General features: G+C 41.6%; 23 protein-coding genes. 16 read left to right on the top strand and 7 right to left on the bottom strand.

Going from position 1 to position 18,656, the window contains the following annotated elements; translation table 11 throughout:
* Positions 1 to 1,164: an NO-inducible flavohemoprotein gene (gene hmpA, locus LY624_RS16275; RefSeq protein WP_341803484.1), complete on the top strand. Its 1,164-nt coding sequence runs from the start codon at positions 1 to 3 to the stop codon at positions 1,162 to 1,164.
* 33 nt (positions 1,165 to 1,197) lie between these two features.
* On the opposite strand, the gene LY624_RS16270 is transcribed toward hmpA, so the two are convergent.
* The 4 genes from LY624_RS16270 to LY624_RS16255 all read right to left on the bottom strand — a co-directional run bounded on the left by LY624_RS16270 (position 1,198) and on the right by LY624_RS16255 (position 4,811).
* Positions 1,198 to 1,572 carry a hypothetical protein gene (locus LY624_RS16270; protein WP_130149187.1) on the bottom strand — a complete coding sequence of 125 codons (375 nt, stop codon included), beginning with the start codon at positions 1,570 to 1,572 and terminating at the stop codon, positions 1,198 to 1,200.
* Complete coding sequence (locus LY624_RS16265; RefSeq protein ID WP_341803483.1) at positions 1,565 to 3,190, bottom strand: S41 family peptidase; 1,626 nt, start codon at positions 3,188 to 3,190, stop codon at positions 1,565 to 1,567. The genes LY624_RS16270 and LY624_RS16265 overlap by 8 nt, the downstream gene beginning before the upstream one ends.
* Before the next feature lie 112 nt (positions 3,191 to 3,302).
* Entirely contained in the window at positions 3,303 to 3,941 is a 639-nt protein-coding gene (locus LY624_RS16260; RefSeq protein WP_062568352.1) for an endonuclease, read from the bottom strand.
* Between the two features lie 150 nt (positions 3,942 to 4,091).
* The gene (locus LY624_RS16255; protein WP_341803482.1) at positions 4,092 to 4,811 is read right to left on the bottom strand and encodes a hypothetical protein; all 720 of its coding nucleotides are present in this window, start codon (positions 4,809 to 4,811) and stop codon (positions 4,092 to 4,094) included.
* 157 nt (positions 4,812 to 4,968) lie between these two features.
* Between LY624_RS16255 and LY624_RS16250 the strand changes: the two genes are divergently transcribed.
* Complete coding sequence (locus LY624_RS16250; RefSeq protein WP_062568350.1) at positions 4,969 to 5,349, top strand: hypothetical protein; 381 nt, start codon at positions 4,969 to 4,971, stop codon at positions 5,347 to 5,349.
* A gap of 5 nt (positions 5,350 to 5,354) precedes the next feature.
* Here the strand turns inward: LY624_RS16250 and LY624_RS16245 are convergent, their stop codons facing one another.
* The gene (locus tag LY624_RS16245) at positions 5,355 to 5,795 is read right to left on the bottom strand and encodes a PaaI family thioesterase (RefSeq protein WP_062568349.1); all 441 of its coding nucleotides are present in this window, start codon (positions 5,793 to 5,795) and stop codon (positions 5,355 to 5,357) included.
* A gap of 161 nt (positions 5,796 to 5,956) precedes the next feature.
* Between LY624_RS16245 and lexA the strand changes: the two genes are divergently transcribed.
* Positions 5,957 to 6,574 (top strand): transcriptional repressor LexA, encoded by a 618-nt coding sequence (lexA, locus tag LY624_RS16240; RefSeq protein ID WP_062568348.1) that lies wholly within the window; start codon positions 5,957 to 5,959, stop codon positions 6,572 to 6,574.
* Between the two features lie 130 nt (positions 6,575 to 6,704).
* On the opposite strand, the gene LY624_RS16235 is transcribed toward lexA, so the two are convergent.
* Positions 6,705 to 6,881: a hypothetical protein gene (locus LY624_RS16235; protein WP_341803481.1), complete on the bottom strand. Its 177-nt coding sequence runs from the start codon at positions 6,879 to 6,881 to the stop codon at positions 6,705 to 6,707.
* A gap of 206 nt (positions 6,882 to 7,087) precedes the next feature.
* Here LY624_RS16235 and coxB point away from each other — a divergent pair, with 206 nt between their 5' ends.
* From coxB to LY624_RS16215, 4 genes are read left to right on the top strand one after another with little or no spacing between them, the layout of a single operon-like run.
* Positions 7,088 to 8,230 carry a cytochrome c oxidase subunit II gene (gene coxB, locus LY624_RS16230; RefSeq protein ID WP_341803480.1) on the top strand — a complete coding sequence of 381 codons (1,143 nt, stop codon included), beginning with the start codon at positions 7,088 to 7,090 and terminating at the stop codon, positions 8,228 to 8,230.
* On the top strand, positions 8,230 to 9,822 hold the full coding sequence (gene ctaD / locus LY624_RS16225) for a cytochrome c oxidase subunit I (RefSeq protein ID WP_130149182.1): 1,593 nt from the start codon (positions 8,230 to 8,232) through the stop codon (positions 9,820 to 9,822). The genes coxB and ctaD overlap by 1 nt, the downstream gene beginning before the upstream one ends.
* Positions 9,822 to 10,376 (top strand): cytochrome c oxidase assembly protein, encoded by a 555-nt coding sequence (locus LY624_RS16220; protein ID WP_237120344.1) that lies wholly within the window; start codon positions 9,822 to 9,824, stop codon positions 10,374 to 10,376. The genes ctaD and LY624_RS16220 overlap by 1 nt, the downstream gene beginning before the upstream one ends.
* Positions 10,377 to 10,387: 11 nt before the next feature.
* Positions 10,388 to 11,263: a cytochrome c oxidase subunit 3 gene (locus LY624_RS16215; RefSeq protein ID WP_341803479.1), complete on the top strand. Its 876-nt coding sequence runs from the start codon at positions 10,388 to 10,390 to the stop codon at positions 11,261 to 11,263.
* Here LY624_RS16215 and LY624_RS16210 read toward each other — a convergent pair.
* A complete protein-coding gene (locus tag LY624_RS16210; RefSeq protein WP_341803478.1) occupies positions 11,163 to 11,474 on the bottom strand; it encodes a DUF2909 domain-containing protein in 312 nt (103 codons plus the stop codon). The two genes, LY624_RS16215 and LY624_RS16210, sit on opposite strands and share 101 nt — an antisense overlap.
* Positions 11,475 to 11,488: 14 nt before the next feature.
* On the opposite strand from LY624_RS16210, the gene LY624_RS16205 reads away from it, so the two are divergent.
* The 9 genes from LY624_RS16205 to LY624_RS16165 all read left to right on the top strand — a co-directional run bounded on the left by LY624_RS16205 (position 11,489) and on the right by LY624_RS16165 (position 18,653).
* A complete protein-coding gene (locus LY624_RS16205; RefSeq protein ID WP_341803477.1) occupies positions 11,489 to 12,238 on the top strand; it encodes an SURF1 family protein in 750 nt (249 codons plus the stop codon).
* Positions 12,219 to 12,713 (top strand): transmembrane cytochrome oxidase associated protein, encoded by a 495-nt coding sequence (locus LY624_RS16200; RefSeq protein WP_130149177.1) that lies wholly within the window; start codon positions 12,219 to 12,221, stop codon positions 12,711 to 12,713. Before LY624_RS16205 ends, LY624_RS16200 begins: the two co-directional genes overlap by 20 nt.
* 19 nt (positions 12,714 to 12,732) lie before the next feature.
* Positions 12,733 to 13,722, top strand: coding sequence for a COX15/CtaA family protein (locus tag LY624_RS16195; RefSeq protein WP_130149176.1), 990 nt, complete (start codon positions 12,733 to 12,735; stop codon positions 13,720 to 13,722).
* 9 nt (positions 13,723 to 13,731) lie between these two features.
* Entirely contained in the window at positions 13,732 to 14,640 is a 909-nt protein-coding gene (gene cyoE, locus LY624_RS16190; protein ID WP_341803476.1) for a heme o synthase, read from the top strand.
* Positions 14,637 to 15,254, top strand: coding sequence for an SCO family protein (locus tag LY624_RS16185; RefSeq protein ID WP_341803475.1), 618 nt, complete (start codon positions 14,637 to 14,639; stop codon positions 15,252 to 15,254). The genes cyoE and LY624_RS16185 overlap by 4 nt, the downstream gene beginning before the upstream one ends.
* 169 nt (positions 15,255 to 15,423) lie before the next feature.
* Entirely contained in the window at positions 15,424 to 15,696 is a 273-nt protein-coding gene (locus tag LY624_RS16180; RefSeq protein ID WP_130149169.1) for an STAS domain-containing protein, read from the top strand.
* 9 nt (positions 15,697 to 15,705) lie between these two features.
* Positions 15,706 to 16,068, top strand: coding sequence for a response regulator (locus LY624_RS16175; protein WP_130149168.1), 363 nt, complete (start codon positions 15,706 to 15,708; stop codon positions 16,066 to 16,068).
* 15 nt (positions 16,069 to 16,083) lie between these two features.
* Complete coding sequence (locus LY624_RS16170) at positions 16,084 to 18,171, top strand: chemotaxis protein CheA (protein ID WP_341803474.1); 2,088 nt, start codon at positions 16,084 to 16,086, stop codon at positions 18,169 to 18,171.
* Positions 18,168 to 18,653: a chemotaxis protein CheW gene (locus LY624_RS16165; protein ID WP_341803473.1), complete on the top strand. Its 486-nt coding sequence runs from the start codon at positions 18,168 to 18,170 to the stop codon at positions 18,651 to 18,653. Before LY624_RS16170 ends, LY624_RS16165 begins: the two co-directional genes overlap by 4 nt.
* The last annotated feature ends 3 nt before the right edge of the window (positions 18,654 to 18,656 follow it).

Below are 18,656 nucleotides of genomic sequence, written 5' to 3'. Positions count from 1 at the left end.
ATGTTGTCTGAAAAAACGATCGAGATTGTTAAAAGTACAGTACCGTTGCTAGCAGAGGCGGGCCCTCAGGTTACTGAATACTTTTATGATCGTATGTTTAGTTATAATCCAGAGTTAAAAAATATTTTTAATATGACCCATCAGCAATCAGGCTCTCAGCAATTTGCGTTGTTTAATGCGTTAGCTGCCTATGCTACAAATATTGATAATCTTGCTGTTTTGAAAGACGCTTTAGCGCGTATAAATCATAAGCATACTAGTTATCACATTTTACCTGAGCACTATCCGATTGTAGGTAGTCACTTAATTGCAACGCTTAAGGAGTTGCTGCCTGAGCAGTTTACCGCTGAGGTTGAATATGCATGGCGAGAAGCGTATGCACTGCTTGCAGATGTCTGTATTACAGAAGAAATGGCACTATACAACAAAACTAAGCAAGCCCAAGGGGGTTGGTTTGGTACACGTTTATTTACTATTTCACATAAGCATATCGAGTCAGAGCATATTTGTAGTTTTACTCTGACTCCTTGTGACGGTAAAGCGGTGGTGTCACATCTACCTGGGCAATATTTGGGTATTAAAGTTAAACCTGAAAACAGTGATAATACTCAAATTCGCCAATACTCTATTTCGCAGCAAAGTAATGGCGAAAACTACCGTATTAGCGTAAAGCAAGAAGGTTTAGTCTCCTACCATTTACATAGCTTGCGCGAAGGCGAGGTAATTGAAGTTTATCCTCCAGCAGGCGACTTTGTACTTCGCGAAATCGACTCGCCTGTCGTATTGATTTCAGCGGGTGTTGGTCAAACCCCAATGATGGCGATGCTAGAAACACTATTAGGTAATCAACCTAATCAGTCAATCCATTACCTACATGCTTGCGACAGTGAGGCGCAGTTTGCCTTTAAAGAGTATTTAATAAAGCAACAACAAGCGCACGCTTCATTGCATTGTGTTACGTGGTTAAAAGATGGCAAGGGGGGAGATTTTGCGGGCTTGATGGATGTAAATCACATCGCTGATAGCTTACCAATTAGCAAAGGTGACTTTTACCTGTGTGGTCCAATCGCCTTTATGGCAATGATAAAAGAGCAGCTGCTAAGTATTGGGGTTGCAAGTGAGCGCATTCACTATGAGGTGTTTGGCCCTCATCAAAGCCTATAATGATAAGGGCGCAGCCTGTGCTGCGCCTGATTGTTAGTTAACTTCGCACTCTACATTAGGAAGTGGAATACGGCGCTCTTTTTTGGGGTAGTAAAGCAGGCATTGCTCGCCTGCTTTTTGCAACAGAAACTTCTCAGAAGGAATTGAATGAGCGCCCATTATTGGCAATCCATCAGGTCCTTTACCTGTACCATGATCAATTAAAAGCACAGCACTTTTGGTGAACACATCATCAGCTAAGGTCACTAAAGCCCCCCCTTTAGCTGATTGAATGGCCTGTTGTAACTCGGTAATCACGCCTGGGTTGATGCGAGTTAACGTCGCATCTAGCGGTTGTTTTGCTTGGGTACTTTGACACGCAGTTAAACTCATCAGCAATGATGAAATAAAGAGGTATTTTTTACTCATCGCTATTTCCTTTTGTTGGTAAGGGGCGTGTTAAGTCCATATTCTCTTTATATAGCGGTTGTTTAGGAACGAGTGGTAAGCCTGTATCCGCTAACGCATTGACTGAGATGTTGGGCTGTTTGATTTTTGCTGTTTGAGTTGAAATAGGGCAGCGATTATTCGCGATATGGAAAAGTGCTGTAGATAATAAATCTTCGTTTTTATCGCCCAACTGATGGTTAAAATCGTCTGCAGCCAGACAACCTTGCACGTCGGCGTCAAACTGCGGAGTAGGAGTCGGTTTTAAGCCATCTGAATATTCACCGAACCCCTTTTCATTCACTCCTGAAAATTGAATAGTAAAGTAGGTTGTTGCACAGTTATGAGTTGGATTAAACCCGTACGGTTTACCACAAGTCTTATCACCAATTAGAATAACCTCTGCGTTGATGCCTTTGAGCCCATTAATAAATGCTTCTGATGCCGAGCAAGTTCCTTCAGTGCTAAGCACATACACTTTTGATAAGTTTAAATCGGGGAGTGTGTTGTTAGTCGCTTGAAAAGTTGAATAATCAATTTCAAAGTCAATAAATGGAAAGGGCGTATCATTGGGTTGTTTGTCGTTTCTAATGGTTTGATAATAGTCAAAACCTCTACTATTGGCAGGGCCTGCAACCATGTAAGCAAGTTGTGCAGAAAGAGCCAATACGCCACCACCGTTGTATCTAAAGTCAATCACAAGCTCATCGATCATATCGGTTTTGAACTTATTAACAGCATTAATAAGCTCAGGCTGGGCGATGCTTATGTGACTATTAAACTGCATATAACCAACTTTGGTGCCATTTTCAGTGATCAGTGTATTCACATTTTGCACAGGGGTTTGGGTTATATTACCTGCTACCACATTGATTGATTTTTCAGTACCATCATTGCTTCGTAGTTTAAGGTTATGGGTGCTGCCAGCTGTGGGGTTGAACAGTACTTCATTCAAAATTTCAATGCCAGCTTCGGTGTTGTCGTTAATACTTATATTATCCGCCGATAAAACCGTATCACCGCGTTGTAAACCCGCATTGGCGGCAGGTGAGCCATCCTCTAAATAGGCAATGCGTAGTATTCGAGGTGGTGTGTTACTAAGAAAAGCCCAGTTAATTCCGTAGCCCGATACAACACCAGATTGCGACTCTTTGAAGAAATCTTCAGTTGGCTGACTAAAATGAAAGTTGTCTTTGTTAGCGCCTGAGTCTGTCGTTTGAAATGTTTTCAGTTGAGCGTAGTAGGCTGCAACTGAGCTAAAGTCATTAGGGTTGTTGTCTTCGATTTCATCGTACCAAAGGTATGTTTCATCACTCCATGAGCGTAACCACATTTTTTCTGTAAACTCAGAACCAGCAGTGTCGGGGTAAGGCTGATTTTCATTGAATGGATCATTTCCTGTGCGAGGGACGGCGCATTGATCTTTAAACTCGCTGGATGGCGCAAATGTACCGGCTGTCCAAACAGTGGAAGAGTTAGCGGGAGGTGGAGTTACTGTATCTGTGTCAGAGTCTAACGAACTGCCCCCACCGCAAGCCGTTAAATAAAGGCTTGAAAAGAGAAAAAAAGTCGCCTGCGCGAGTTTGTTACTTTTAAACATGAGATTACTTTCCTGTAAACAGTTGTTGAAAAAGTATCAGTAAGTATACGCGATGACAATAAAGGGCGATCTAAATAGTGTAAATAAGTGTATAAATTTTCAGCGCATCATGTCAGTCTGCAGGTTCAAGTTTTTGCCATGCTTCAAAGAGCTTCTGTTGTTTGTTTGAAATAGCGAGTCCATAGGTTTTTTGCATATAGAAGTAAGTATCTGCAATGCGCTTTCGAGCATAAACTGGCGGTTCAACAACACGCTGTTTAAAGTCAACCTTAACAGGACATGCTCCGTACTGTTTGATGTTATTGGCTACCATACCAAAACGATAGTTAGAGCGATCAGCATTAATTTCACCGATGGCTGGTGCTAAGTTATTTATGTCAGCTTCCATTTGACGAAATTTTTTACTCACTTTTCGGCAATTTTTTCTACCACCTTCTTGCCAGCACTGCAGTTGATGACCAAACTCCCAAGCAGGTACAATATGCTCCCACTCAATACGGTGTGCCCGTATATTTTGTTTACCAGAACGAGTGACAGCATTTCGCGGCAGGTAGCCGCATCGCGTTGGATCAGGCACTAACTTTTTACCTTCACGTTTTATATCACAATCACAATATAGGCTCTTGGTGTCGTTTGGTAAGGTCTTTATTAGATATTTTTTGGCACTAGAAAAGCTAGAAAATTGCTCCGCAGAGGCAGTAAAACAAACCCCAAGGCAAAATAGTAAAGAGAAAAATAAACGCATATCCATCACATGTGTGAACTACAGGATTTGCTATTGTAGAGTGATAGCTCTAAAAGAAAAAGAGTTTGATTGTTATCGAGATAATCAGTCCGGACAATTCAAACTTCGACAAGTTATAAGCAAGGCACCAAAACAGTGGTGCCGATGCTGGTAGGATTATTTACTGATAATTGAAATTGACTTACGGCGTTTTATACGTAGGTTTTGTAGTAATAATAAAATGCCAGAAAGACAAAACAGTACGCTGGTGGCTGCAAAGCTTATAAGTAAGGGGTTATTAAAGTCCTCGCGCTCGTCGTAATCCATAATATGCAACATCCAGAAAAAGTCGAAAATACGCCAAATAGTGCTGCGTACTGTAATGACCTTACCTGTAGCGCTATCTAAATACAGGGTAGTTGTCAGCCAGTCATCAAAGCTGACTTGCCAAACATTCGCTTTGTATGCAATTTCTCTGGGTCCTTTTGCTAAAAGCTGTACTTGAGAGGTCTTTGCACTAATGAGTAGGTGTGCTTTAGCATTTTCAATAATCTCAGATTCACTTGGCCTAGCCATTACTTCACCCGTTATACCATCAAAGGTAAATGTACCGTTTAAAGTGGCAATTTCAATAGTGGGTTTTGTGAGTAAGTGGCTGTATTTTATATCACTAATTTGCTCAAACTGAGCTGTTATTGCATCAATTGATGCCATGTAATCATGTACTTTAAATGGATTACTGAGGCTGCGTTTAGCTAAGTGTTTGCCATGTACTTTTTCAAGTGGAATGGCGCTCATTACCAAGCCACCCAGCAGCCAAAAAAAGATTTGTATGGCGAGCAAGTAACCTAACCATTTATGCACTTTGCGGGCATATTTGAACATACGTTTATTCATAGAAAACCACTTGTTATTTTTGTATAGGTGCTATTGTAAAAGCTTAAATTAGGCTGCCAATGCGGCATAATGTCGCATTAACTGTATTCTAGATTTGGTATATAGACAAAACTGCGTTAAAGTTCCAATCGCTATTAATAGAGGGTAAAACGAAGGTATGTCGGAAATTCAATTTTTAAATGTAGACTTGGAGCTTGAATCAAAACACGATATAAGTGCACTGGTGGCTGATTTAAAGAAAAACGCCATGGTCTTACATTATGACAAAGATGAATATCGTCAACTTGCTCGTATTGAAGCAACAGCCGACATTAGCACGCCAGATAAAGCAATTAATCAATTATGCGAATTAATTGAGTCATGTTCACGCAATGCATTGAAACAGTGGCTTTCGTGTTCAAAACGAACATTTGATATTGGTTTTGAGTCAGGTGACTCGCCAAAATGTTTTAATCAAGCCCTGCACGCAGATACCTTATTACGTATTTCAGCCATTGGCGCAGGGATCGAAATTACCATTTACCCAGTTCAGAGCTAAGCTCGCTATCTTCGTTCTACCACTGCTGCGGTCATACGTGATACGCAGCACAGTTCACCTGCCGCATTACTAATTTTAATTTCCCAAACCGATGTTCTTTTCCCTAGATGAATAGGGCGTGTAATTGCTGTAAGTACGCCTTTGCGTGATGCTTTGAGGTGATTGGCATTTATCTCTTGGCCGACACAATAAAACTTTTCGAAGTCAACAACAAAATTTGCCGCATAACTGGCCACAGTCTCAGCTAGCACAACATTTGCGCCTCCGTGTACCATCCCCATTGGATTATGGTGGGCTGGTATAGCGGGCATGGTGGCAACTAGGTAGTCATCACCAATTTCGGTTATTTCAATGCCCATGGTTTTCATTAAAGTTCCTTCACCTGTAATGCCTTGTGCAAATTGCTGGCATTGCTCTAAAGTGATTGGCTGGTGCCAAATGCTCATGGTATTTCCTTAGCAAGCTAATTAAAGCTACTACCATATTGCATATAACTGTGCTGTTCAATGTTAGTTTTGTAGCAAAATGAGGTGGCTAATTTAAATTTGCGATTTTCAGATAACTGTATATACTCACAGTTAAATGTACTGTATGGAAAACCAGTTGTATGCGCCCATTAACGAAACGCCAATCGCAAATATTAGAACTTATTAAAGTATTTATTAAAGATACGGGCATGCCGCCAACTCGTGCCGAAATAGCTCAAACGCTTGGTTTTAAAAGTGCCAATGCTGCTGAAGAACATCTTAAAGCGCTGGCTAAAAAAGGCATGATAAAAATGAAGCCTGGTGCGAGTCGTGGTATTCAGTTAGTTGAAGAAGATGAGCCAGAACAACTAGGACTCCCTTTAATTGGTCGTGTTGCCGCAGGTGAGCCAATTTTAGCGCAGGAACATGTAGAGAGTCATTGTCAGGTTGATCCATCTTTGTTTAAGCCCGCTGCAGATTTTTTACTACGTGTTAATGGCATGAGTATGAAAGATATAGGCATTATGGATGGTGATTTACTGGCAGTACACAGAACACAAGTGGCTGAAAATGGTCAAGTTGTCGTTGCGCGTGTTGATGAAGATGTGACTGTAAAACGCTTAGAAAAAGCAGGTCGAAAAGTCCTCCTACATGCAGAAAATGACGAGTTTGCACCGATTGAAGTTGATCTCGAACACGAATCTTTCAATATTGAAGGATTGGCAGTGGGCGTTATTCGTAATGCTGATTGGATGTAACGCTAATATACTTAAGTAACTTTAGTGTTCTCAGTCACGCTCGTTTTTTGTTTTGATGTATTGTACTGAGTAAGATGTTTCCAAAATGGTGCGTCAAACTGATTTAATTTGGTGCGACGCCGCTTTTTACCTATTTAGCATCGATTTGTGACCCATTAGCGTTGCTGGGAGTCCATGTATAGCGCAGTTTTCCTTTCTTTTTGAGTTTTTGCTCTTCTCCTTTTTTTACAAATAACGCTCTGATTATAGTTGTTATTTTTGCACCAAAATAAACATTTCTTAGATTAAAAACTTGCTTATTGTTCATTTTTTAACTAATTGGTTAATACATTGTGTTAACACCGTTTTACTAAAAAGACACAAAATAATGTGCTGTGGTGTTAAACGATGAGCTTGTATCAGATTTCTGTCGTGTTGGTACGTGTTTGCTCTTAACAATAAAAATACGAATGGGCACCTAGCTGTACGCCTTTTCGCTTTGCGTCTTGCAATAGCATCTAAAGGAGCTGTCACATGGGTAAAATGCGTTATGCCTTGTGGCTTATATTAGTGTCTCTACCGCAGTTAGTATTGGCAAATAGTCAATTTAATATGCGTAAAGGGGTAACTGATATAAGTAATAATGTTTATGAGTTACACATGACGATATTTATTATCTGTTGTGTAATCGGCGTCATCGTTTTTGCGGTGATGTTTTGGGCTTTAATACATCATAGAAAATCAAAAGGGGCAAAGCCTGCCCAATTTCATGAAAGCACAAAAGTTGAAATTCTTTGGACTGCCATTCCGTTTGTGATTTTAATTGCCATGGCTGTGCCTGCCACAAAAACCTTAATCGCCATGGAAGATGCCTCTAAGGCGGATATCACCATTAAGGTCACGGGCTCTCAATGGAAATGGCATTACGAATATATGGGTGAAGATATTGCCTATTACTCGATTTTGTCGACACCAAAAGATCAAATAGATAACCAAGCTGAAAAGACAGCAAATTACTTACTTGAAGTCGATAAGCCGCTGGTTCTTCCTATCAATAAAAAAGTACGCTTTTTGATGACTTCTGACGATGTTATTCACTCTTGGTGGGTTCCTGATTTTGCGGTGAAAAAAGATGCAAATCCGGGCTTTATCAATGAAGCATGGACACGAATTAACGAACCTGGTGTTTATCGGGGCCAATGTGCTGAACTGTGTGGTAAAGATCATGGTTTTATGCCTGTTGTGGTTCAAGCATTACCTGAAGATGAGTTTGCAACTTGGTTAGCTGATGCCAAACAAGAAAAAGCGAATGCGGCAGCAGCGGATGCTGCATTACTTGATCAAACACTTGCGAAAGAAGAGTTAATGACACTAGGTGAGCAAGTCTACATGGCTAGCTGTGCAGCATGTCATCAGCCAACAGGTATGGGGCTACCAGGCGTATTTCCTGCGCTTAAAGGTAGCCCTATTGTACTAGGTGATGTTAAAGATCACATTGATATTGTGCTTCATGGCAAGCCTGGTACAGCAATGCAAGCATTCGATAAACAGCTTTCAATTAAGCAGCTTGCAGCTGTCATTACGTATAAACGAAATGCTTGGGGCAATGATACGGGTGATGTCATCCAGCCGAGTCAAATTCAAGCAGCGATTGATGCAGCAGCGGAGGCGAACTAATGAGTAACGTTATTAATGAGCAAGCCACTGAGCATGCGCATCACGACCATCACCCTGCTAAGGGTTTCAAGCGTTGGTTATATACAACAAACCATAAAGATATTGGTAGTTTATACCTCATTTTCTCACTAACCATGTTTCTAATTGGTGGTGCGATGGCAATGGTGATCCGTGCAGAGCTTTTCCAGCCGGGTCTGCAACTTGTTGATCCACACTTTTTTAATCAAATGACGACAGTACATGGTTTGATCATGGTATTTGGGGCAGTTATGCCTGCCTTTACTGGATTGGCCAACTGGATGGTGCCAATGATGATTGGTGCACCTGATATGGCTTTGCCAAGGATGAATAACTGGAGTTTCTGGATTCTACCTTTCGCTTTTTTAATCCTGTTAGCTTCATTGCTTATGCCTGGTGGTGGCCCTGCATTCGGTTGGACTTTTTATGCGCCACTGTCGACTACTTATAGTAACGATAACACCGCACTCTTTGTCTTCGCTGTGCATATAATGGGCATTAGTTCAATCATGGGGGCGATTAACGTTATCGTGACCATTGTGAACTTAAGAGCCCCTGGCATGACATGGATGAAGCTGCCATTGTTTGTTTGGACATGGTTGATCACCGCATTCTTATTGATTGCTGTGATGCCTGTGCTTGCCGGTGCGGTGACCATGGTGCTCACTGATAAATACTTTGCGACCAGCTTTTTTGATGCCGCAGGGGGGGGCGACCCTGTGATGTTCCAGCATATCTTTTGGTTCTTTGGGCACCCTGAGGTGTATATCATGATTTTGCCGGCGTTCGGTATTATCTCTACTATCGTGCCGACTTTCTCACGTAAAAAGCTATTTGGTTATGCCTCTATGGTGTATGCAACTTCATCGATTGCGCTGCTTAGCTTTATCGTATGGGCACATCACATGTTCACCACAGGCATGCCAGTTGCGGGTGAGTTGTTCTTTATGTACGCTACTATGTTGATTTCGGTACCGACAGGCGTAAAAGTGTTTAATTGGGTCGCTACCATGTGGCGAGGGTCAATTAGTTTTGAAATCCCCATGATGTTTGCCATTGCTTTTATCGTATTGTTCACCTTGGGAGGTTTCTCTGGCTTGATGCTCGCGATCACACCTGCTGATTTCCAATATCATGATACTTATTTTGTGGTCGCACACTTCCACTATGTACTCGTTACAGGCGCTGTATTTTCTATTATGGCGGGAGCCTATTACTGGCTGCCAAAATGGACTGGCAATATGTATAACGAAACCTTGGCGAAATGGCATTTCTGGTTATCACTGATTAGTGTCAATGTGCTGTTTTTCCCAATGCATTTTGTTGGCCTTGCTGGCATGCCGCGCCGTATCCCTGATTATGCTCTGCAATTTGCAGACTTTAACGCCATTATTAGTATTGGTGGGTTTGCGTTTGGTTTATCACAGCTGCTGTTTGTGCTGGTGGTATTTAAATGTGCCAGAGGCGGCGAAAAAGCACCTGCTAAGGTATGGGACGGTGCAGAGGGGCTAGAGTGGGAAGTTGATTCGCCCGCACCTTACCACACCTTTGAGACACCGCCGGAGATTAAGTAATGAATCATGCACCTTTGCTCAAAAAGCTCCTGCTAGCATGCCTTGGTATGTTTGCATTTGCCTTTGCATTGGTGCCGCTTTACGACGTGTTTTGTGATGTTACGGGCTTAAATGGCAAACCTTCTCTTGAGAAGGCTGTAGTGAGTGACACAGTTAATACTGAACGCTCGGTAGATGTAAGCTTTACAACACATGCACAAAGCGGAGCACCATTTAAAGTTGAGTCTCAGCAGTACAGTGTTGCTGTGCAGCCAGGCGCTATGCGTGAAGTTAAGTTTAGTGCTAAGAATACCAGCAGCACAGACAAAATAATGCAAGCAATCCCCTCGGTATCACCAGGAAAAGCAGCTAAATACTTACATAAAATAGCCTGTTTTTGCTTCGATCAACAGCCTATGAAAGCAGGTGAAGAAATCGAGTTTACCTTATTATTTTATGTCGATACTGAGCTACCGGATGATGTTGAAGAACTGACATTGTCCTATACCGTGTTTGATATTAGCGGGCAGGTTGTGGCTAAAAACGATGAAGCCGCCAAGCTAATTGCTAATTAGGAGCAAACAAAATGAGTCAGAATTACGAAAAATATTATGTACCAGCTGAAAGTCCGTGGCCGATTGTCGGTGCAATTGCGATGTTTTTAATTGCTGTTGGTGCTGGCTTAACTGTAATGCAAGTCAGTGGCGAAGGCAGCAGTGGTCAATATGTACTGTATTTAGGCATTGCGATATTAATTTATATGGTTTTCAGCTGGTTTAGGAACGTTATTGAAGAGTCGCATAAGGGGCTTTACTCAGCACAAATGGACCGTTCATTCAGGCAGGGCATGAGCTGGTTTATATTCTCTGAAGTAATGTTTTTTATGGCGTTTTTCGGTGCACTTTTTTATGCCCGTATGATTTCTGTACCTTGGTTGGGGGGGGCTGGTAACAATGCCATGACCAACGAAGTACTTTGGCCAACCTTTGAAGCCGTATGGCCTCTTTTAACCACACCAAGTGGTGAGACAACACAGGCTATGGGCTGGCAAGGGCTCCCATTAATTAACACCCTTATTTTACTTACCTCTTCGGTCACTATTCACTTTGCTCATGTGGCAATGGAAAACAATAAGCGAGGTGCGCTAAAAGTATTTTTATCGCTAACCGTGTTATTAGGTGTCGTTTTTTTAGGCTTACAAGTATATGAATATATGCATGCTTATCAGGATCTCGGTTTAACCCTAGATGCGGGTGTATATGGTAACACGTTCTTTTTATTAACTGGTTTTCACGGTATGCACGTGACCTTGGGGACGGTAATTCTGTTTGTCGTACTGTTGCGTATATTCAAAGGTCATTTTAGTAGTGAAAAGCATTTTGCGTTTCAGGCCGCAGCTTGGTATTGGCATTTTGTTGATGTGGTTTGGCTGTGTTTATTTGTATTTGTGTATGTGCTGTAGCGTGACGAAGAGGTGATGGGTTGGTGTGAATAAAGCCCAATTTCATTGCGGCAATAATGATCACCAACACAACAACAGAGAAAAGTACTCTGCGTCCTAAATAGTGTGACATAGGTCGTGTGGTCTGTTTTGCTGACATCATTACAAACAGTGCTCGAAAAAGGTTAAACACAATATATAACAATAACAACACAATGATGATTTTTATCATTTTAGGTTTCCTTGATGCAGTTAATTTTATGGCGTAAACAAAAGCTTAGTTCAATTATCGCAATTTGCGTTGTGGTGTTTGCGGTGCTGATTTGTTTGCGTTTAAGTGTTTGGCAGTATCAACGCGGTGAACAAAAACAGCAGCAATTAAGTCAGCTCGCTGTATCAAGCCAACAAGGTGTTATGGATTGGCAAGCACTGCAAAGCTTACCCGATGGTGTTAACAAAACGGGCTTACAGGTCAAAGTCTCTGGGGCGGTTAATAAACAACATTACTGGCTACTTGATAATCAAATATATCAAGGGCAAGTAGGTTATGACTTACTTGCAGCTGTAAGCATCGAAGGAGAAGTAGCCCCTTTAATTGTTAATTTTGGTTGGCTCAAAGCCCCCGCTGATCGCAATCAATTGCCAGCAGTGGCTTGGCCTAGCAGTGCGCTTATTACAGCGACAGTTCAAATAAAACAAGGCCAGCTTCAAGGCTTTACTTTAGCGGATGAGATTGGTGCAGAAAGAGGCTGGCCTAAACGTATTCAGGGAGTCGATTTAGCCATTTTTAGCCGTCAACTAGAGCAGCCGTTACACGCCTTTATTGGTTATCGTAAAGAAGCAGACGGCTTAGCAACCCCCCATTACAAAAGTGTTGTGATGGGTCCTGATAAACATTACGCCTATGCAGTGCAATGGCTACTAATTGGCTTGGCCTGTGTTGTTATTGCGTATTTTGCGATGAGAAGGAGACATCATGAAAATAAATCCACTTAGTTTGTTTGCTCTGTGTTGTTTTGTGCCCCTTATTCTGGCCTTTGCAGCATTAAAGCTTGAGTGGTTGCCAAGTGGCTCTAGTAATCATGGTGAGCTGTTAAAGACCGAAGTAAAACTCGCTGATTGGCAGCAAGGTGATCCTAAGCAATGGACAATTGCACTTAACTATCCAGATGATTGCCAATCAAGGTGTGAAAAGCAGCTTGCGAGTCTTGAAAACTTATACGTTGCTCTAGGAAAAAATCAGCAAAAAGTGGATGTTGCTGTGTTAAGTCGGCAGCAAAAAACAGCAGCGAATTGGCGCCATTTAGAAGAAAACGCAGATCTTCAAGCGGGGGATTTATATTTAGTCGATCATATGGGACTGGTTGTTTTGCATTACCCCTATAAAAACGAACCTGAAGAGAATCGGTTAATTCAAAAAGGCTTACTGAAAGATTTAAAAAAACTACTCAACTACGCACGTTCAAGTTAATACTCGGTAAGGGGCAATAATGTATAAAAATTATAAATATTTAGTCTTATTTACGTGTTTTCTATCTGTTTTAGTGGTGGGGCTTGGGGCATATACGCGGTTAAGTGATGCAGGGCTTGGTTGCCCTGATTGGCCTGGATGTTACGGGTTTTTAACTGTGCCAAAGCATGAAACTGCACTTTTGCATGTTGAGCAGAATTATCCAGATATGATGTTTGAAGCAGCAAAAGCATGGAAAGAAATGATTCATCGCTATTTTGCAGGAGCATTAGGCCTATTTATATTGGCGTTGTTTGTATTTGCTTGGCTAAAACGTCAATACCCCACTACCCCAGTGAAACTACCGCTAGCACTTTTATTGCTGGTGGTTTTTCAAGCGGCTCTAGGAATGTGGACAGTGACCATGAATCTGCAACCTTTGGTTGTTATGGGGCATTTATTGGGTGGGTTTAGCATCTTATCTTTAGTGTTTTTACTATATTTGCGGCTGACTTCTAAGCCTATTACTGGCGGTGATGCAGGGGCGAGGCCTTATTACAGATTAGCGCTGATAGGGTTAGTGGTGTTGGTATTACAGATAGCTTTAGGCGGTTGGCTTGCGGCTAATTATGCAGCTCCGCACTGTAATGGTTTACCACTATGTAGTTACGGACAGCCGTTTTCATTCTCAAGTGTGTTTCAGCTGCCGCTCGAGCACAGTACCTATGAGTATGGCGTGTTATCTCAACAGGCACGCATGTCTATACATTTACTACATCGCATATGGGCACTGGTAACGTGCGTGGTGCTTGCGTTGATTATGTGGCGAATCTTTTCGAAGTCCTATTCTCGAAAGATCAAGCACTGCACTGTAACAGTACTGGTGGCCTTGTTATGCCAGATTTGCTTGGGTCTTGCCGTCGTGCATTGGCATTTTCCATTAGGCGTCGCACTTGCTCATAACTTAATGGCGGCATTGTTGCTTTTGAGCATGGTTAGACTTTGTTTTCATCTAAAAGCAAGAACTTAGGGGGCTGGGATGGCACTTATTTTAACAACTGAAAAATCAGTAACAGCGCAGATCACTGAATTACTGAAGGACTATCTAGCAATAAGTAAATTTAAAGTTGTTGCGATGTTAGTACTCACGGCTTGGGTAGGATTAGCACTTGCACCTGATATGGGAAGAGATGTATTTGTTCAATTAGCAAGTCTACTAGGCATAGGTTTATTATCTGCAGCTGCGGCAGTAATAAATCATGTCGTTGATAGCGAAATTGATAGCAAAATGGCACGCACACGACATCGTCCTGTGGCAAAAGGCCGCTTAAGTAAGCTGCACGCTCTTAGTTTTGCCGCCACCATTGGCGTACTTGGGTTTATTATGTTGATGATCTGGGCGAATACGCTAACTGCTGTGCTTACGCTGTTTGCTTTGGTTGGCTATGCTTTTATCTATACTTCTTTTTTAAAACGAGCAACCCCACAAAATATTGTCATCGGTGGACTTGCTGGTGCGATGCCACCTTTATTAGGGTGGGTATCAGAAACAGGGCACATGGCAGCTGCGCCCTGGTTATTAGTGATGATTATTTTTACTTGGACACCGCCACACTTCTGGGCGCTGGCTATTGCGCGTAAAAGTGATTATGAGCGGGCAAAAATCCCTATGTTACCTGTCACTCACGGCATTGAGTTTTGCAAAACATGTGTAGTGGCATACTCAATTTTACTGGCCTTAGTATGTGTATTGCCTTACCTAATAGGCATGTCGGGGATTATTTATTTATTTGCTGCAAGTGCCTTAAATGCGGTTTTTATCTATAAAGCACTAAAACTTAAGCTTGCGCCTAAAGAGGGTACGGCAATGGACTTATTTCGTTTTTCAATCGTACATTTAATGCTACTCTTTATCGCCCTATTTATTGATAAGTGGTTTCTTGTATGAAGCATTTTTTAGCTGCGCTAATGGTATGCCTTAGCCTTATTATCATCGGTTGCGGTAGTGAGAAGTCTGCCCCTGATGTTTCTGCGCTTGTGTATGAGAAGGCAAAGCTAATAAGCCCTTTTTTATTAACTGACCAACATGGAAATCCTGCTGATAATAGTCAATTAAAGGGGCATTGGAATTTACTGTTTTTAGGTTACACCAGCTGTCCTGATATTTGCCCTATGACATTGGCAAAACTTACAAGTGTACAAAAGCAATTGAGCAACAATTATGACGTACAGGTGTGGTTTGTTGCTGTCGATCCAAAGCGAGATACAACGGCTAAACGCAAAGCTTATATTGATTATTTCAATACTGATTTTTTAGCTGTATCAGGGTCGCATAAACAGCTATTTCCTTTTGTGCGGGAGCTTGGCTTAATTTATGCGATTAATGATAGCGATGAGCAAGAGTATGCTGTCGACCATAGTGCTTCGGTGGTGATGGTTGATCAGGCAGGGGCTGTGCGAGCGATTTTTAAACCTGAATTTAAGCAAGGTAGCGTGCCTTTGATTAATGCCAAAACATTAACGCAAGAGTTTAAGGAAATTGCTGACTATTATGCTCTATAACTTGTATAGAGAAGTTAAGTATTTTAAAAGAGAGCAGATGCTCTCTTTTTTTATTTTTCCTCTAACCTACTAAAAAAATTTACTATTTTTTAATTTAAAAAATGGCAATTTTATTAACTCAGTCTAAGCTTTTGTTATGAATTATTAAAAGCTGTGTAAGAGCGCGTTAATGATAAAGCTTCCTACTGAACTCGCAATTACTCATGTTGAGTCACTACACCAAGATTTACTACAAGAATTATCGTCAAATGATGATATATGTCTTGATATCAGTGAAGTAACGAGAGCCGATACTGCGTCAGTACAGCTACTGTGTGCATTGCAAAAACATTTGCTTTCGGTTCAGCATAAAATTATTTGGATTGGACAAAGCGAGCCATTGCAACAGGCAATTAATAGTTTGGGATTAAGTCATTACCTTGTGCTTGAAAATGCCAATTAAGAGGTTTTTATGAAAAAAATTTTAGCAGTCGATGACTCAGCATCAATGCGACAAATGGTTGGTTTTACCCTTAAAAAAGCGGGCTTTGATGTGACCGAAGCAAAGGATGGCAGCGAAGCATTGAGTATCGCAAAACAGCAGGGCTTTGATGCGGTTATCTCTGATGTCAACATGCCGGTAATGGATGGTATTACACTGATAAGAGAGTTACGCACTCTACCAAACTACAAATTTACTCCCTTACTTATGCTGACCACAGAATCGGGTCTAGATAAGAAATCTGAGGGTAAAGCTGCTGGCGCAACAGGCTGGATAGTGAAGCCTTTTAACCCAGAGCAATTGTTAGCGGTATTAAAAAAAGTGATTCGCTAACAATAGGAGCGGGGCATGAGTATAGATCTAAGCCAATTTTTTGAAGTGTTCTTCGAAGAAAGCTTTGAAGGACTCGATGCAATGGAAGCTGAGTTATTAAACCTAGTTCCAGGCGAAGAAGACTTAGAAACAATCAATACTATTTTTCGCGCTGCACATTCTATCAAAGGAGGTAGCGGAACATTTGGATTTACATCGGTAGCTGATTTTACCCACGTTCTAGAAACCCTTTTAGACCAAATTCGTGAAGGCTCACGAGACTTAACTGCTGAGCATGTAAACCTACTTTTAAAGTCAGTTGATTGTTTGCGGGCATTATTACGTTCACTGCAGGCTGAGCAACAGCCCGATTTAGCGGAAGCTGATGAACTACGTATAAAATTTGAAGAAATTTTAGGTATGCGTGCAGCAACAAAAGCCGCGGCAAGTGATACAGATAGCGAAGAGCCCGTCACAGAAAGTAGTCGCAATACCTTTCAGATAGATTTTAAGCCTCACCACCATTTATTTAAAACAGGTAACGAACCGCTTTATATGATCAGCGAGCTCGCTGAGCTAGGTGATCTTGAAACTCAGGCATTTCAAGATGATGTGCCAGATATCACTGACTTTGCACCTGAAGAGTGTTTTTTATCTTGGCGCTTCTTTTTAACCACAGATAAAGAGCAAAGCTGCATCGAAGAGATTTTTGAATGGGTCGAAGATGATGCTGACATCACCATTACGCTATGCGGTGGATTATTTGGTGATGAACTAGAAGAAACAAAAGTAGCACAAGCAGCCACAGATACAGAGATCAAAGAGGCAGAAACTGCGGCTAAGCCAACGGCGGAAGTGAAGAAATCAGCTCCTGTTAAATCAGCCGCGGCCAATACAGAGTCTACTTCGATTCGTGTTGGAATCGATAAGGTGGACTCGCTAATTAACATGGTCGGTGAGCTCGTTATTACACAAGCCATGCTTAGCCAGTTGGGTGAGCAAGAGATAACTGAAGCAACCATTGCCTCTTTACAAGAAGGGCTTGCTCAACTCGCTCACAACACTCGGGATTTACAAGAAAATGTGATGCGTATAAGAATGTTGCCGATTAGCTTCGTTTTTAGCCGTTTTCCACGTTTGGTGCGTGATATTTCTCAAAAACTCGACAAGCAAGTTGAGCTAAAGCTTTTAGGTGAACAAACCGAGCTGGATAAAACTGTGATGGAGAAAATCTCTGATCCTATGGTGCATCTAGTCAGAAACTCACTTGATCATGGTCTAGAGACAGTTGAAAAACGAGTCGCAGCAGGTAAAGATCCGGTAGGTACCGTTACGTTGAATGCTTTTCATCAAGGCGGGAACATCGTTATTGAGATCATGGATGATGGGCAGGGTTTAAATACCACGAAAATCCGTGAGAAAGCGATAAAAAATGGCTTAATTTCCGAGTCTGATGATCTTAGTGATAATGAAATTAACGAACTCATTTTCTTACCTGGTTTTTCGACCGCAGATCAAGTGAGCGATCTATCCGGACGAGGCGTCGGCATGGATGTGGTGAGAAGAAATATTGAAGCACTGAGCGGGTCAGTCGAAGTATCTTCAGCCCCCGGTGTAGGCTCAACTTTTACTATTCGTTTACCACTGACATTAGCGATTCTTGATGGCCAGTTAGTACGTATTGCTGAGCATACTTACATCATTCCACTCATTTCGATAATTGAATCTCTCCAAATAGATATCAGTAAAGTAAGTCGGGTAGGCAAGGATTTAGACGTATTGCGCCTGCGTGATGAATATATTCCTATCTTACGTTTATACACTATTTTTAATCACCAAGGTGCGATAGAGACGCTTGATAAGACCTTGTTAGTTGTTGTTGAAAGCGACAACCAAAAAGTGGGTCTATTGGTGGATGACTTACTGTCTCAGCAACAAGTGGTTATCAAAAGCTTAGAAGCCAATTATCAAAAAGTAGATGGTGTGTCTGGCGCAACAATATTAGGTGACGGTCGGGTTTCGTTGATTGTTGATATTAGTGGATTGATTAAATTATCAGGCCTGAAAAAACCGGGAAGCCAAGAGCTTATCATCGAGTCTAAAGCTAGTTTGGAGGCGTCATGATTACACCGCAAGACGACCTACATAACAAATTAACTTTAGAACAAGATCAGGATGTGAAACAGTTTCTAACGTTCATTATGGCAGATGAAGAATATGGCGTTGATATTTTAACAGTTCAAGAAATTCGCAGCTGGGAAGAGATAACCGTCATTCCAAATGCGCCAGATTTTGTTAAAGGGGTAATAAATCTGCGAGGCACCATAGTGCCTATTATTGATTTGCGGCGTCGCTTTGCGATTCCTGCTATTGAGTATGGGCCGCTTACGGTGGTGATTGTTCTTAAGGTGAAATTAGAAAGCACAAGTAAAATTATGGGTATCGTTGTCGATGCCGTCTCGGATGTCTATAGCATTGCTGAGCATGAAGCAAAAGCAGTGCCCCACTTATCAGATTCGGAGCATGCGCAATTTGTGGCAGGTTTGGTGAATGTGGGTGAAAAAATGGTCGCATTATTAGACCTAGAAAAAACGATGGACATTTAATTG

Source organism: Pseudoalteromonas sp. N1230-9, assembly GCF_032716425.1.
Taxonomy (GTDB): domain Bacteria; phylum Pseudomonadota; class Gammaproteobacteria; order Enterobacterales; family Alteromonadaceae; genus Pseudoalteromonas.
Note: the sequence above shows the minus strand (reverse complement) of the source record. Positions and strands in the feature narration are given on the sequence as shown.